At 73.8% G+C, this 13,313-nt stretch carries 15 protein-coding genes; 11 read left to right on the plus strand and 4 right to left on the minus strand.

Annotated features, from left to right (window positions below; translation table 11 throughout):
- Nucleotides 1-8: 8 nt before the first annotated feature.
- Nucleotides 9-1,397: an N-acetylglucosamine/diacetylchitobiose ABC transporter substrate-binding protein gene (gene ngcE / locus ACH34R_RS15400; protein WP_397562092.1), complete on the minus strand. Its 1,389-nt coding sequence runs from the start codon at nt 1,395-1,397 to the stop codon at nt 9-11.
- Nucleotides 1,398-1,464: 67 nt separating this feature from the next.
- On the opposite strand from ngcE, the gene ACH34R_RS15405 reads away from it, so the two are divergent.
- The 4 genes from ACH34R_RS15405 to ACH34R_RS15420 are packed head-to-tail and all read left to right on the plus strand — an operon-like array spanning nt 1,465 to nt 6,164.
- Nucleotides 1,465-2,502, plus strand: a complete 1,038-nt coding sequence (locus ACH34R_RS15405; protein WP_397562093.1) for a hypothetical protein — start codon at nt 1,465-1,467, stop codon at nt 2,500-2,502.
- Entirely contained in the window at nt 2,499-3,428 is a 930-nt protein-coding gene (locus ACH34R_RS15410; RefSeq protein ID WP_397562094.1) for a BadF/BadG/BcrA/BcrD ATPase family protein, read from the plus strand. The genes ACH34R_RS15405 and ACH34R_RS15410 overlap by 4 nt, the downstream gene beginning before the upstream one ends.
- The gene (locus ACH34R_RS15415; RefSeq protein ID WP_397562095.1) at nt 3,425-4,906 is read left to right on the plus strand and encodes a glycoside hydrolase family 3 N-terminal domain-containing protein; all 1,482 of its coding nucleotides are present in this window, start codon (nt 3,425-3,427) and stop codon (nt 4,904-4,906) included. Before ACH34R_RS15410 ends, ACH34R_RS15415 begins: the two co-directional genes overlap by 4 nt.
- A 13-nt stretch (nt 4,907-4,919) precedes the next feature.
- Nucleotides 4,920-6,164 (plus strand): ROK family transcriptional regulator, encoded by a 1,245-nt coding sequence (locus ACH34R_RS15420; protein WP_397562096.1) that lies wholly within the window; start codon nt 4,920-4,922, stop codon nt 6,162-6,164.
- 181 nt (nt 6,165-6,345) lie between these two features.
- On the opposite strand, the gene ACH34R_RS15425 is transcribed toward ACH34R_RS15420, so the two are convergent.
- Complete coding sequence (locus tag ACH34R_RS15425; protein ID WP_397562097.1) at nt 6,346-6,933, minus strand: DJ-1/PfpI family protein; 588 nt, start codon at nt 6,931-6,933, stop codon at nt 6,346-6,348.
- A 75-nt stretch (nt 6,934-7,008) separates the two neighbouring features.
- Here ACH34R_RS15425 and ACH34R_RS15430 point away from each other — a divergent pair, with 75 nt between their 5' ends.
- The 5 genes from ACH34R_RS15430 (at nt 7,009) to ACH34R_RS15450 (ending at nt 11,452) form a co-directional block, all read left to right on the plus strand.
- Nucleotides 7,009-8,259: a sensor histidine kinase gene (locus tag ACH34R_RS15430; RefSeq protein WP_397562098.1), complete on the plus strand. Its 1,251-nt coding sequence runs from the start codon at nt 7,009-7,011 to the stop codon at nt 8,257-8,259.
- Complete coding sequence (locus tag ACH34R_RS15435; RefSeq protein ID WP_397562099.1) at nt 8,256-8,858, plus strand: response regulator; 603 nt, start codon at nt 8,256-8,258, stop codon at nt 8,856-8,858. Before ACH34R_RS15430 ends, ACH34R_RS15435 begins: the two co-directional genes overlap by 4 nt.
- A 98-nt stretch (nt 8,859-8,956) precedes the next feature.
- Nucleotides 8,957-9,373: a hypothetical protein gene (locus ACH34R_RS15440; protein WP_397562100.1), complete on the plus strand. Its 417-nt coding sequence runs from the start codon at nt 8,957-8,959 to the stop codon at nt 9,371-9,373.
- Nucleotides 9,370-9,681, plus strand: coding sequence for a winged helix-turn-helix domain-containing protein (locus ACH34R_RS15445; RefSeq protein WP_397562101.1), 312 nt, complete (start codon nt 9,370-9,372; stop codon nt 9,679-9,681). The genes ACH34R_RS15440 and ACH34R_RS15445 overlap by 4 nt, the downstream gene beginning before the upstream one ends.
- A gap of 109 nt (nt 9,682-9,790) precedes the next feature.
- Nucleotides 9,791-11,452: an alkaline phosphatase D family protein gene (locus tag ACH34R_RS15450; protein ID WP_397562102.1), complete on the plus strand. Its 1,662-nt coding sequence runs from the start codon at nt 9,791-9,793 to the stop codon at nt 11,450-11,452.
- 25 nt (nt 11,453-11,477) lie between these two features.
- On the opposite strand, the gene ACH34R_RS15455 is transcribed toward ACH34R_RS15450, so the two are convergent.
- Together ACH34R_RS15455 and ACH34R_RS15460 are read right to left on the minus strand one after the other, a co-directional pair.
- Nucleotides 11,478-11,933 carry a hypothetical protein gene (locus tag ACH34R_RS15455; protein ID WP_397562103.1) on the minus strand — a complete coding sequence of 152 codons (456 nt, stop codon included), beginning with the start codon at nt 11,931-11,933 and terminating at the stop codon, nt 11,478-11,480.
- Nucleotides 11,930-12,289 (minus strand): hypothetical protein, encoded by a 360-nt coding sequence (locus ACH34R_RS15460; protein ID WP_397562104.1) that lies wholly within the window; start codon nt 12,287-12,289, stop codon nt 11,930-11,932. Before ACH34R_RS15460 ends, ACH34R_RS15455 begins: the two co-directional genes overlap by 4 nt.
- Between ACH34R_RS15460 and ACH34R_RS15465 the strand changes: the two genes are divergently transcribed.
- Together ACH34R_RS15465 and ACH34R_RS15470 are read left to right on the plus strand one after the other, a co-directional pair.
- A complete protein-coding gene (locus ACH34R_RS15465) occupies nt 12,276-12,536 on the plus strand; it encodes a hypothetical protein (RefSeq protein ID WP_397562105.1) in 261 nt (86 codons plus the stop codon). The two genes, ACH34R_RS15460 and ACH34R_RS15465, sit on opposite strands and share 14 nt — an antisense overlap.
- Nucleotides 12,537-12,745: 209 nt before the next feature.
- On the plus strand, nt 12,746-13,306 hold the full coding sequence (locus tag ACH34R_RS15470) for a hypothetical protein (RefSeq protein ID WP_397562106.1): 561 nt from the start codon (nt 12,746-12,748) through the stop codon (nt 13,304-13,306).
- The last annotated feature ends 7 nt before the right edge of the window (nt 13,307-13,313 follow it).

Consider the following 13,313-nt stretch of genomic DNA (forward strand, 5'->3'; position numbering starts at 1 on the left):
TCCCGGCGCTAGCCGCGCGCCTTGTCGGTGAGGCTCTGGGCCTGCTTGGCGAGCTGGTCGGCCTTGATGTCGCCGTTCATGAACCGGCCCATCAGGTTGGCGATGTCCTTCCACAGCCGGCTGTCACGGGTGTCGACCGTGATCCCGAAGACGTTGTCGCCGGCCTCCTTCAGGGCGGCGTCGATCGACGTCAGGCCGTGCTTGGCGTCCTTGGGCGGCTTGGCGTCGCGGTTGGAGGAAAGCGTGCCCGCCTTGGCGATGAAGTTCTCCGCGCCCTCGGTGGAGAGCATCGCGCGCAGGAACTCCAGGCCGCCCGCGGTGTTGGCGGCGCTGCGCGGGATGACGTACGGCTCGCCCGCCTTGGCGCACAGCGAGCCGAACGGCTTGACGTCGTCCTTACCGATCGAGGGTGCCCGGCAGATCGCCATGTCGAAGCCCTTGGGGACGCTGTCGCCCATCTCGTTCTCCAGCCAGGAACCGCCCGGCACGAACCCGGCCTTGCCGTTCAGGAACTGCATCTGGGCGTCGGTGTGGTTCAGCCCCGAGCTGCCCTTCAGCACCCAGCCGTTGGCGGGGATCGCCTCGAAGGCGCGCAGCGCGGCGACGGCCCGGTCGTCGGTCCAGGCGTCCGCCGCCAGGTTGTTGATCTTGTCGATGACCTCGGGCCCGGCGGCCTTGTAGATCAGCGAGGCCAGCCACCAGAACATGTAGTAGGGGAACTGGCCGGGGTAGGTCCAGGGGGCGATGCCCGCGGTGGCCATCTTGTCGCAGAGCCCGAGGTAGTCGTCCCAGGTCTGCGGGTAGGTCCAGCCCTTCTCCTCGAACAGCGAGGCGCTGTACCACGCGCCGTACGCGCCGTAGGAGTAGTTCAGTACGACGAACTGCCCGTCGTGCGTGCCGACCTGGACCACGCCGGGCCGCAGCGTGTCGCCCACGGTGACCGCCGGGTCGCTCCAGGAGGGGGCCGTCAGCAGCGGCGTCAGGGACAGCAGTGCCTTGTCGCCGACCAGGGCGCCGTAGTCGATGGCGTTGGACCCGGAGTTGTTGACCACGTCCGGCGGGTTGCCCGCGACGAAGCGGGGCTGCAGGGACTGCTGGATCTGCTGGGTCGCCGACTGGGTGATCTTGGCAGCGGCGTGCTTCTTCCGGTACAGGTCGAGGGGGACCTTGATGTACTTCTGCCCGTAGCCGCCGTCGAAGACGACGACCTCCAGGGGCGCGTCCGAGGCCACCCCGAACGGATTGCCGGCCTGGGCACTTCCGGTCGGGGCGGCGGCGGGGGACTGCCGGCTTCCGCCCGTGGCGCAGCCGGCCAGCGCTCCCGCGACGGGAGTCAGGGCCAGCATGGCCAGGACCGAACGGCGGCCCGGGTGAGACGGCGGGAAACGATCGTTCATTGGGGTGCACCTCCACAGGATCAGCGGCTCTTTGACGATCCTGAGTAAGGTAAGTTACCTTACTAATATGGCTACAGCAACCGGCAATCCACCAGTTTCTCCGTGGAACACCTTCGACCAGGCGTTTCACAGCCAGCCCGAGGCGTTGGCGGACCTCGCCACGACCCTCCCGGGCCGGCTCGACCGGCACCGCGAGAGTGAGGTGGACCGCGTGGTCGCCTTCGGCATCGGCGCCAGCCGCGCCGCCGCCCACGTGCTGGTGGCCGGGCTCACCGCGGGCGGCGTACCGTGCGAGCTGCTGACCGGGGCCGACTTCACCGCCGCCCAGGTCCGGCCGGGGACGATGTACCTGGGGATCTCCCAGTCCGGGCGCAGCGTCGAGATCGTCCGCGCGCTGTCGGCGGTGCCCGCGGACGCGCGGATGAGCGTGGTCAACCGGGTGCCCTCGCCGGTCTCGGACCTGACGCCGCGGCTCCTGTGGCTGGGCGGCGTGGCCGACTCGCGGGTCTCGACCGTCGGCTACACCGCGACCGCGCTGGCCATGGCGCTGCTCGCCGAACATCTCACCGGCGGTGTGAACGAGGCGCGCTGGCGCGCGTTCGGCGAACGGGTGGCCTGGGTGATGCGGGAACGGCGCGCCGCCGCGAGCCGGATCGCGGCGGACCTGCTGGGCGCGGGGCACATCGACGTGGTCTCCTCGGGGGCGGGCCTGGCCGCGGCCGAGGGGGCGGCGCTGCTGTTCCGCGAGGGTGCCGCGGTCCCCGCCGCGAGCTACGACACCCGCTCCTACCTGCACGGGTTCATGGACAGCGCCAAGCCGGGCAGCGTCCACCTGATCGTGAACCGGGGGGCCGAGGCGCTGCTCGCCCGGCAGCTCGCCGACCACGGGGCCACGGTCCACCTCATCGGGACCGGCCCGATCGAGTACGGCGGGGCCGGCCCGCTGCACCAGATCGCCCTGCCCGGCATGACCGACGCCGAGCTGTCCATCGCCGCAAGCGTCATCTGCCAGATGGTCGTGCAGGAGGCGTGCGCGGCCATCGGCCGCCGCCCAGAGGACCCGATCTTCACCCGCATCGACACGAAGGTCGAGACCGCCGCGTGAACACCCTCGACCGGCCGCGCCGCGGTGTCGCGGGCTTCGACATCGGAGGCTCCTACCTGCGGGTCCGTGTGGAGGACGCGGCCACCGGCGAACCCATCGCCGCCGAGACCCGCCCCAATCCGGGCTGGAACGACCTGCCCGCGACCGGCCGGGCCCGCCTGATCGGCGACGTCCTGCGCGAGGTCGCCCCGCAGATGCCGGCCGCCGTCGGCGTGGGCGCGCGAGGCTGCGACTCCGACGCCCTGACCAGGGAACTCACCGGCGCCGTGGCCGCCGAACTCGGCCGTGGCGTGCAGGTCGAGGTCTGCAACGACGTCCTGCTCGTGGGCCTGGCCGGCGGGCACGACCACGCGCTCTCGGTGATCGCCGGGACCGGCGCCGCGGTCGGGGGCCGTACCGCGGACGGCCGCACGGTGCTCACCGACGGCTGGGGCTGGCTCCTCGGCGACCACGGCAGCGCGCCGCGCATCGTGATCGACGCGCTGCGGCGCTACACCGCCCACCTGGACCGCGGCGAGGACGATCCGGTGCTGCGCCCCTTCGTGGCCGGGGCGTTCGCCCTCACCGACGCCCGCCGGCTGCCCGCCGCGCTGAAGCGGTCCAAGGAGGAACTGGGCGACCTCGCGGCCGGCGTCTTCGCGTGCGCGGAGGCCGGATCCGCATCCGCCCGGCAGGCCATCGCCGGCAACGCCAGGAAGCTGGCCGGCAACGTCGCGACGGCGCTGCGCCTCGGGGTGCGGGCCGACGCCGTCGTGGGGGCCGGCGCGGTCATGGTCAGGCAACCCGCCTTCCGGGCCGCGTTCGCCGCCGGGCTGGCCGATCTGGACGTGTCCCTGCCACTGTCGGTCCTCGACACCGAGCCGGTCCACGGGGCCGTCCGGCTCGCCAGGCTGGCACTGCGAAACGACGAGGAGCAACCCGTATGACATCCGACCTGCGCCGGCTCGCGCTCGGCACCGTGCTGCCCGCCTTCACCGGCACCACCGCACCGGCGTGGCTGCTGGACCGGCTGCGCGAAGGGCTGGCCGGGGTCGTCCTGTTCGGCCGCAACATCGTCTCGCCGGAGCAGGTGGCCGCCCTGGTACGGCAGATCAGGGACGTCCGCCCGGACGCCATCGTGGCGATCGACGAGGAGGGCGGCGACGTCACCCGGATCCACCACGACCGGGGCAGCCCGTATCCCGGCAACCGGGTGCTGAGCGAGTACGGCGACCTGGCCGCCACCCGCGCGGTGGGCCGCGGCATCGGCGCCGAACTGCGCGACCTCGGCATCAACTACAACCTCGCGCCGATCGGCGACTACGTCACCGATCCGCTCAGCCCGCTCACCACCCGCTCCTTCGGCCGCGGCCCGCGCGACAACGCCGAGCACGCCGCCGCCTGGGTCCAGGGCCTGCAGGAGGCGGGCGTCGCGGCGTGCGTGAAGCACTACCCGGGGCTCGGCGGGTCGCTGCTGGACTCCCACCTCGCGCTCGGCCGGGTCCCCGCGAGCCGGGCCGAGTTCGAGTCCGAGCACCTGCGGACCTTCGTCCGGGCCGCCGAGGCGGGCACGGCGAGCATGATGACCGCCCACGTCATCGTCGAGTGCCTGGACACCGAGGCGCCCACGACACTGAGTGAGACGGTGATCGGCCGGTTGCTGCGCGATGAGATCGGCTACGACGGCGTCCTCATCTCCGACGCGCTGGAGATGCACGGCGTGCTGAACCACACCGGCTCGCTGCCGGCCGCCGCGGTGGGCGCGCTGCGCGCCGGGGTGGACCTGCTGTGCCTGGGCGCCGAGCAGTACGAGGAGGCGACCACGGCGGTGGTGGACGCGATCGTCGCCGCCGCCGGGTCCGGCGCGCTCGCGATCGACCGGCTGCACGAGGCCGGCCGACGCGTCGAGGCCATGGCCCGCGCCTATCCCGGCACGCCGGGCGTACCCGGAACGTCCGACACCGCCGCCGAGCGCGCGATCGGCGCGGCGGCGGCGTGGGGCGCGACCGTGACCGAGGGCGAGGTGTCGATCGCCGGCTCGGGCGTGCACGTCGTGACGTTCGACGACCGGACGTCCATCGCGGCCGGGCCGGTGCCGTGGGGCATCGGCCCGGAACTTCGGGCGGCCGGCGTGGAGTTCCGCGACCTGGTGCTGAGCCCGCCGATCAACGAGGACCCGGATCTGCCGGACGTCGCGCCCTCCGACGTCGTGGTGGCGGTGGTGCGCGACCTGCCGAGGCATCCCGCCAGCGCGGAGGTGTTCGCGCGGCTGCGCGCGCCGCGCCTGGTCGTCGTTGATATGGGATATCCCGGGACCGAATACCCGGGCGCGGCCGGGGTGATCCGGACATTCGGCGCGTCCAGGGCGAGTTCCGTCGCCGCCGTCCGCGCGCTGACCGAGGCCGGCGCGAATCTGGTTGGATGACGAGGTGCGTTCCGTGGAGCTGCCCCCGACTCAGCGGCACGTCCTGAGCCACACGCTCGGGCACGGGTCCACCACCCGGCCCCGGCTGCTCACCGCGACGGGTCTGTCCAAGCCGAGCGTCAACGACGCCGTCGGCTCCCTGGAGAAGGCCGGATACGTCCGCCGCAACGGCAGGCACGTCCCGGTCACCGGCAAGCCGGCCGTGCTGTTCGAGGCGGCCGGCGAGGTCGGCTGGGTGCTCGGCATCGACCTCGGCAGCTCGCACGTCGATCTGATGGCCGTGGACCTCGCGGGGGCGGAGAGCACGCACGTGTCCGTCGCCGAGCCGGGCCCGGCGGGCGCGGCCCGGCGGCGCGAACTGTCCCAGGCCACCGTGGAGCGGGCGGCCGGGCTGCTGGCCGAGTGGTGCGAGCGGCCCGACCGCCGCGGCCGGCTGCGGTCGGTGACGATCGCCGTCCCGCAGATCATCGACGCGGGCCGCCGGCAGGTGTCGCCCGCCGACGCCGGGCGCGAGCAGGGCGCGCTCGCCGCCCTGATGGGCACGCTCGCCGGGCACTACGACGGCCCGGTACGCCTGGAGAACAACGTCAACTGCTCGGCGGTGGCCGAGATGCGCATCGGCGCAGGGGCCGAGGTGCCCAGCCTGGCCTACCTGCAACTGGGCGTCGGCGTCGGCGCGGGGATCATCACCGAGGGCCGCCTGGTCCGGGGCGCGCACGGGGCCGCGGGCGAGCTGTCGCGGCTGCCGTTCCCGTGGGCGGAGGGCGCGGGGCAGGTCTCCCGGCACGCGATGGAGGAACGGCTGGCGGCCTCCCGCCTGGTCGACTCCTACCGCTCGCGCGCCGCGCCGGTCGCTGGCGCCACGGTCGGCGAGGTGGTCAGGGCGATCCTGGCCGACGTCGCGGACGGCTCGGCCGAGGCCAAGGCCGTCCTCGACGAGTACGTGCGCGATGTCGCCAGGGCGTGCGTCGCGCTCGCGGCCGTGGTCGATCCCGACCTCGTAGTGATCGGCGGTGAGATCGGCGACGCGCCCGAGGTGGTGACCGCGATCCAGGCGGCGGCCCGGCCGCTGCACGAGTTCGTGGCGGTGTCCGGCAGCGTCGTCGGCGCGCTGGCCACGGTGCTCGGCGCGGTCATCCTCGGCCTCGAAGAGGCCCACGCCGAGCTGCTGGGCGAGTACGCGGTCCACGCGGGACCGGTCATCGACCGGCTGCGCGGCCGTCCCCGGCAGCCCTGGTCCGAGCAGCACGCCGGGTGACCCCGGCGCGCGGCGCGGCGACGGGCCGGCGTTGTGACGCACATCCGGGCGTCTGACCAGCATCGTCCCCGGCCTCCTTCAGACGCCGGGCCACGCGCGTCACCCGCTCGCGCGGTGGAGATCAGGCCCGGGCCTGGTGGACCAGCCCGCGCCGCTCGTACTCCAGCACCATCTCCACCCGCTAGGAGATCGCCGTCCCGTAGTGGCGTTGCAGCAGCCACAGCCCCAGCTCCAGCCCGCTGGTGACCCCGGCGGAGGTGATCAGGTCGCCATCGTCCACCACGCGCGGCCCCGGCGCGCCGTGCCCCGGGCCCGCCAGTACCTCGCCGCCCTGCTCGGCGAGCCGGGCCTGGCTGAGGCGGTGGGTGGTGCAGGGACGGCCGCGCACCAGCCCGGCCGCGCCCAGCAGCAGGGCCCCGGTGCACACCGACGCCATCGTCAGCCCACGGCGCTCGGCGGCGCGCAGCGCGGCCGGGATCACGCCGCGCTCGATCTCGACCGCGACGCCGGGCCGGTTGGGGTTGGTGGCCCCACCGCCGGGCACGATGAGCAGGTCGGCCGTGTGCGGCGCCCACCCGGAGGAGACCTCGACCTTCGTTCCGCAACCGGCGGTCACGGTGCCCGGCCCGTCCACCCGCACCAGCGTGATCTCCAGCGGCGTCCCGATCTTGCGGGCGATGCCCAGCACCTGTAGGGGGGCGCTGAAGTCCAGTTCTTCCACGCCGTCGAACAGCACGATGTGGACGCTCATGAGGTCGCTGCCTTCCATGATCCGAGTATCGGCCGCCGGGGGTCGATGATCCATGAGCGCGCGGGCCCGCGTTTCGCTGCGACAATGGACGGCGTGCGTGAGGGGCCGATCGAGCGCGGCACGGGCCTTGGGGTCTTCCGCCGCTACACGTGGTGGAGCCTGACCGGGACCGTCACCCTCTTTCTGGTGCTCTTCGGCAGGGGCTGGATCGCCGATCCCGCCCTCCCGCCGTGGGGCAAGGCCGTCGCCGTCGTGGCGCTGGCCGTCATGGTGACGGCGGCCGGGGTGCTGCTGCACCTGCGGCTGCCCCGGGGCGGGGACGGGCACGCCCCGGAGGGCCGGGCGGTACGCCCGCCGCTCGCCTGGCTGATCGCCGGGAGCCTGGCCGCCGCCGCGCTCGCGGCGATCCCGCTGGCCCTGGGCGACCACCGGCTGTGGCCGCTCGCGCCCGCGCTGATGATCTCGATCATCGCCATGTTCGTGCCGCCGCCGCGCAGGTGGGCGCTGATCGCCGCCGCCGTCGTGGCCGCGGCGGCGCTGGGCGGGGTGGGCGGCCTGGCCTCCGCCGACGGGTGGCGGTCCGGGGCGGCGTTCTCCGCCGGCCTGGTGGCCTTCACCGCCTGGACGACGCTCGGCATGCTGTCGGCCTGGGACATCGCCGAGCGGCTGAACCACGCGCGGCACCTGGCCGCGGAACTTGCGGTCAAGGACGAGCGGCTGCGTTTCGCCGCCGACCTGCACGACATCCAGGGACACCATCTGCAGGTGATCGCGCTGAAGAGCGAACTGGCGGCCCGGCTCGTGGAGTCCGACCCGGCGCGGGCCGCCGCCGAGATGAGGGAGGTGCGCCGGTTGTCCGCCGAGGCGCTGGACGACACGCGTGCCGTGGTACAGGGCTACCGTCGTACGACGCTGGAGGCGGAGATCGCCAACGCGGCGAAGGTACTGGCCGCGGCCGAGATCGACGCCCGCGTGGAGCGCCCGCCGGGCCCCGGCTCCACCGCGCTCCCCGAGCCCGGCAGGCACCTGCTCGGCCTGGTGATGCGCGAGGCGACCACCAACGTCCTGCGGCACAGCCGGGCCCGGCACGCCGAGGTCGACTACCGCGTCACCGATGGCATCGCCCGACTTCGCGTGACCAACGACGGCGCCACCACCCCACAAGGCCCGCGTCCGGGTACCGGCGCTGCCGCCCTGGCGGCTTCGGGGCCGGGGAGTGGGCTGGTCGCTCTGGCGGAGCGGCTGGAGGCCGCGGGAGGCGCGTTGAGCTGGGAGTGCGATGGTGATCGGTTCGAGGTGGTGGCCTCGTTGCCGGTGGTGGAGGCCGGGGTGGCGAGCCGATGATCAGGCTCTTGATCGCCGATGACGAAGACCTCCTGCGCGGCGCGCTGGCCGCGCTGCTGGAGCTGGAGGACGACCTGACCGTCGTCGCCGAGGCGGCCACCTCCACCGACGCGGTACGGCTGGCCCGCGAGCACATCCCGGACATCGCCGTGCTGGACCTGGAGATGCCCCCGGCCGACGGCCTGCGCGCGGCCGAGGAGATCCGCGCCGAGCTGGACGTCCCCATCATCCTGATCACCCGGCACGCCCGGCCCGGCGTACTGCGCCGGGCGCTTTCGGCTGGTGTACGTGGTTTCGTGCCCAAGACCACCCCCGCCGCCAAGCTGGCCGAGATCATCCGCGACGTCGCCGCCGGGCGGCGCTACATCGACGCCGACATCGCCGCCTCCGCCCTCTCGGAGGGCGAGTGCCCGCTCAGCGAGCGCGAGCTTGAGGTGCTGCGCGCCTCCCGCACGGGCGCGTCGATCAACGAGATCGCCGCGCAGGTCCACCTCGCGCCCGGCACGGTCCGCAACTACCTGTCGGCGGCGATGTCCAAACTGGGCGTCGCCTCCCGGCACGCCGCCGCGCACCTGGCCTGGGAAGAGGGCTGGATCTAACACCCGGCCGAAGACCTCCCGGGTTTCTCCCTTGTCATCTACTTGCCAGTTGGGAAAGTACTTGCCATTCTATGAACACGGCATCGAAGGGAGCGGACATGGAGCCGGACGACGCGCGGACCGCGCTGCTGGAGGTCGAACGCCGCGGCCGGGAGGTGCTGGCCGGGTCGCGCTGGCCGATCACCCTGCTGACCGTCTGGGGCGTGGTCACCGTCGTGGTGGAGCCCGCGTTCGCGCTGATGTCCGAACGGCCCTGGAGCCTGGCCTTCCCGATGGCGGTCATGCTGGGCTTCGTCGCCTGGGTCAGCGTCTTCGCGGTCCGTCAGCGCGTGGTGGCGCGTGGCTTCGCCCGCCGCTACCTCACCACGGTGGCGGCCTGGGCGGTGCTGCACACGGGCTACATCGTGCTGATCACCGGGGCGGGCGTCCGTGATCCGGCGATCGTGGTCGCAGCCGGTCTGGTCGTGGCCCTGCCGCTGTTCGCCGGCGCCTGCGCCGAGGGCAGGCGCCTGTGAGCCATCCCCGGCACGAGCTGGACGAGGTGATCCACTCACCGGTGCGGATGTCCATCATGGCCGTGCTCGCCGCGGCGGACAAGGCGGAGTTCGGCTTCGTCCGCGACACCGTCGAGATCACCGACTCGGCCCTTTCCAAGCAGGTCGCGATCTTGGAGAAGGTGGAGTACGTCAAGGTGACCAAGGGCTACGTCGGCAAGCGCCCGCGCACCTGGCTGGCGCTGTCCAAGACCGGGCGGGACGCCTACGCCCGCCACCTGGCCGCGCTCCGCGCCATCGCCGAAGGGCGGCCGGTCCAGGCGGGCTGAGAAAGGGGCGATCAATGTTCGCGCCCTCGTCGCCTTTCCGCCGCGTGGCGCGACGCCGAGTGTTCACCGCGGCGTGGAGATCCTCTGTGGAGCCCACAGGGGAGGCAGTATGTCCGATCATCATGCTCGCCGTCGCTTTCTCGCCACTGGTGGGGCCGCCACCGTCCTGACCGCGGGCCACCTGCTGTTCGGGCCCGCGCTGACCGGCCCGGACGGCGCCGCCGCCGCGGTCCGGGCGTACGGCGGCGGCCCGCTGCCGCGCGGCCTGTTCACCCTCGGAGTCGCCTCCGGCGACCCGCTGCCCGGCGGTTTCGTACTGTGGACGCGGCTGGCCCCGCGCCCCCTGGACGGCGGCGGCATGCCCGACCGCCCGGTGCCGGTGCGCTGGCAGGTCGCCGAGGACGAGCGGTTCCGGCAGATCCGTGCCCAGGGCGTGGAACTCGCCCGGCCCGAGCACGGGCACGCCGTACACGCCGAGATCGGCGGCCTGCGGCCGGACCGCGAGTACTTCTACCGCTTCCGGGCCGGTGAGGAGGTCTCGCCGGTCGGCCGCAGCCGTACCGCCCCGCGCCCCGGCCAGGCCAACCGGCACCTGCGCTTCGCCTTCGCCAGTTGCCAGAACTGGCAGGACGGCTACTTCACCGCCTACCACCACCTGGCCCAGGAGGACCTGGCGTTCGTCGCCTTCCTCGGCGACTACATCTACGAGTCGGTCCCGCGGACCACGACCGTGCGCACCCACGAGGGCGACGACGAGCCGTACACCCTGGCCGACTACCGCAACCGGCACGCGCAGTACAAGACCGACCCCGAACTCCAGGCCGCGCACGCCGCGTTCCCCTGGATCGCGACCTGGGACGACCACGAGGTCGACAACAACTGGGCCGACGAGATCCCGCAGGACCCCGCCCAGCAGCCGCCGGACGCCTTCCTGGCCCGCCGGGCCGCCGCCTTCCAGGCGTACTACGAGCACCTGCCGCTGCGCAGGTCCGCCCGCCCGCGCGGCATCGACCTGCGGCTGCACCGCAGGCTGGGCTTCGGCCGGCTCGCCACGCTGCACGTGCTCGACACCCGCCAGTACCGCAGCGACCAGCCCGCCACCCTGGCCGAGGCCGAGGACCCCGCCCGCACGATGACCGGCCCTGAGCAGGAAGAATGGCTGGTCAGGGGCATGTCCGAGGCCGACACCCGGTGGAACCTGCTGGCCAACCAGGTGATGTGGGCCTCCAACGACCGGATGGCCGGGCCACAGCAGGTGTTCGACTTCGACAACTGGGACGGCTACCGGGCGCAGCGCCGCCGCCTGCTCGACTTCTTCGGCTCCGGCCGTACGGCCAACCCGGTGGTGCTCACCGGCGACCGGCACGCCACCTGGGTGTGCGACCTGAAGCCGGACTTCGACGACCCGGCCTCCCCGGTGGTGGGCGCGGAGATCACCGGCACCTCGATCAGCTCCGGCGGCGACTCCGACCCCGTCGCCTTCCACCGCGTCTACGATCCGATCATGGCGGAGAGCCCGCACTGGAAGTACATCGGCAACCGGCGCGGCTACGTCGTGTGCGACGTGACCCCCGCCAGGCTGCTGGCCTCCCTCCAGGTCGTCAGCACGGTCTGGCAGCCGGGCGAGACCACGATGGTCACGGCCGCGCGGTTCCAGGTCGAGGCGGGCCGCCCGGGGATCAGCGTGGTCGACCGGCTGCCCTGGGAGGAGGAGCAGCGGACGATCGACCGCACCCCGCGCCGCCACGACGTGGACGACGACCAGTTCTGACCCTGGCGCGCCTTCCGCGCGGCGATCAGCGGGGCTCCACCTCCCGCCGCGCGGAGGCGGCGCGCGCCGCGGCCCAGCGGCAGATCCGGACGCCCTCCTCGCCATGGTCGGCGAGGGTGTCGCCGACGATCCCGACCACGGGCAGGTGCCCCGCGAGCGGCCGGGCGGGCGCGAAAGCCCTCCTCGTGGACTCCGGTGCTGCCCGGCCCGGGGGTGCCCTCGGCCAGGTGGCCCGTGGTCCGGCCGTACCGGGTGAGCACGCCGGGCGCGCGGACGTCCCGGCCGAAGCCGAGCCACTGCCGGCTGAGCGGGAACAGCGCGAGCATGGCGTCCCACCACCCTTCGGCCGCCGGCAGCAGATCGGGATGGCGCCCGAGCGGTTCGGCGCGCAGCGCCCGGGGTGGCGCGGGTCGCCGGACCAGAAGCCCGCCGTGTCGAAGAACACGGCGTCCACGCCGAAGCCGGTGACGATGCCGCTCACGGCCTCCACCAGGTGGCGACGGAAGCCGGGCCGCCGGGGCTGAGCAATACCTGGTCGCCCTCGCCGAACCGGTCGCCGTTCCAGTCGGGGCGGTTCAGCAGGTCGGCGTAGCGGTCGGTGTCGTTGCGGATGACGGCGTCCGGCCAGGCGGGGTACTGGGCGCCGTTGACGCCGTTGGCGCGGAACATCGGCATCAGCCGGGTGCCGAGTTCGCGTGCGGTGCGGGCCAGGGCGGCGAAACCGGCTTCGCCGCCGAGGTCGGGGCCGGGGCGGTAGGACGGGTGGGCGTGGTAGTACTGGCCCTCCCAGCCGGGCAGGTAGGCGAGCACGCGCGCCGGGTCGATGTGCCCGCCCACCTGGTGGCCGGACAGCCTGCCGGGGGAGAACTACGCGGCCATCGCCGAGGCCGGCGCGGGCGGCGTCTCCTCGCCCCGGCCGCCGCCGGGCGGGACCCGTACCAACGCCGGTCCAGGCGACCACGCGCTCAAGCCCGCACGGCTGCTGCGGCGGGAAGGCCCGCTGCGGGTGATCGACGCGGCCGGGCGAGCCGAGGCCGCCCCGGTGCTCGGCCCTTGGCTGCGAGCGGGCGACGGCTTTTTATGAATGTCGCGACAATCCGCATCCCACGCGAAATTCGCGAAAGACTTGTGTCATGACGGTGACGGACCGGTCGGTCCCGTGCGCTTGGACGTTCCCGGCTCATCACGCCCGGATGCCGATCCCCTCCGGCCGGTGCGCGTCCCGCCCGCCGGGAGGCAGACCGGCGAGCTGAGGCGGATCGTACGGCACGTGCGAAGGGCTTGGGGGGCGAGATGGGCTGGACCAGCGGTGACGGCGTCCACGAAGGGTGGGCCGCCGCGCAGTTCCCCGGAGGCTGGTTCTCGGTCGGCTCGGGCGGTGACGGCACCTCGGTCGGTGCGATGGTGCGACGGTTCGCGCCGCAGCGGCCGCTGGGCGGCCAGCGCGCGGGCGAGCCGGAGATCCGCGACGGGCGTGAGGTGATCGGGTGGCGCGGGCTTTGCGAGTGCGGCTGGCGCGGGCCGCTGTGGGTGCGGGTGTCCTGGCCGGAACAGGCCGACCCGGACGCCTACCGGGTACACGTCCCCGACGCCGACCGGTACGGCACCGCGCCTGCCGAGATCACCGAGGAGATCGAGGAGGAGTGGCGGGCGCACGCCGATCCGGCCGACGCGCTGGACGAGGTCGCCCGCACCGCGGCCGCCGCCGCGGTGGCCGACCGGCGGCTGACCCGCGCGGTCCGTACGGCCCTCGGCTGCGGCGCCTCCTGGGCCGACGTGGCCGCGGCGGCCGGCGTGACCTTCCAGGCCGCCTACGAGCGCTGGGCCCCCTTCTTCCCCGCCGCCGGCGGCTGACCCACCC

The sequence above is a fragment of the Spongiactinospora sp. 9N601 genome, assembly GCF_044326295.1.
GTDB lineage: Bacteria > Actinomycetota > Actinomycetes > Streptosporangiales > Streptosporangiaceae > Spongiactinospora > Spongiactinospora gelatinilytica.

What these genes read in the sequence shown, in the direction of transcription:
- ngcE (WP_397562092.1), bottom strand. Translation starts at nt 1,397, where the DNA reads ATGAACGATCGTTTCCCGCCGTCTCACCCGGGCCGCCGTTCGGTCCTG.
- ACH34R_RS15405 (WP_397562093.1), top strand. Translation starts at nt 1,465, where the DNA reads ATGGCTACAGCAACCGGCAATCCACCAGTTTCTCCGTGGAACACCTTC.
- ACH34R_RS15415 (WP_397562095.1), top strand. Translation starts at nt 3,425, where the DNA reads ATGACATCCGACCTGCGCCGGCTCGCGCTCGGCACCGTGCTGCCCGCC.
- ACH34R_RS15425 (WP_397562097.1), bottom strand. Translation starts at nt 6,933, where the DNA reads ATGGAAGGCAGCGACCTCATGAGCGTCCACATCGTGCTGTTCGACGGC.
- ACH34R_RS15435 (WP_397562099.1), top strand. Translation starts at nt 8,256, where the DNA reads ATGATCAGGCTCTTGATCGCCGATGACGAAGACCTCCTGCGCGGCGCG.
- ACH34R_RS15440 (WP_397562100.1), top strand. Translation starts at nt 8,957, where the DNA reads ATGGAGCCGGACGACGCGCGGACCGCGCTGCTGGAGGTCGAACGCCGC.
- ACH34R_RS15450 (WP_397562102.1), top strand. Translation starts at nt 9,791, where the DNA reads ATGTCCGATCATCATGCTCGCCGTCGCTTTCTCGCCACTGGTGGGGCC.
- ACH34R_RS15465 (WP_397562105.1), top strand. Translation starts at nt 12,276, where the DNA reads ATGTGCCCGCCCACCTGGTGGCCGGACAGCCTGCCGGGGGAGAACTAC.
- ACH34R_RS15470 (WP_397562106.1), top strand. Translation starts at nt 12,746, where the DNA reads ATGGGCTGGACCAGCGGTGACGGCGTCCACGAAGGGTGGGCCGCCGCG.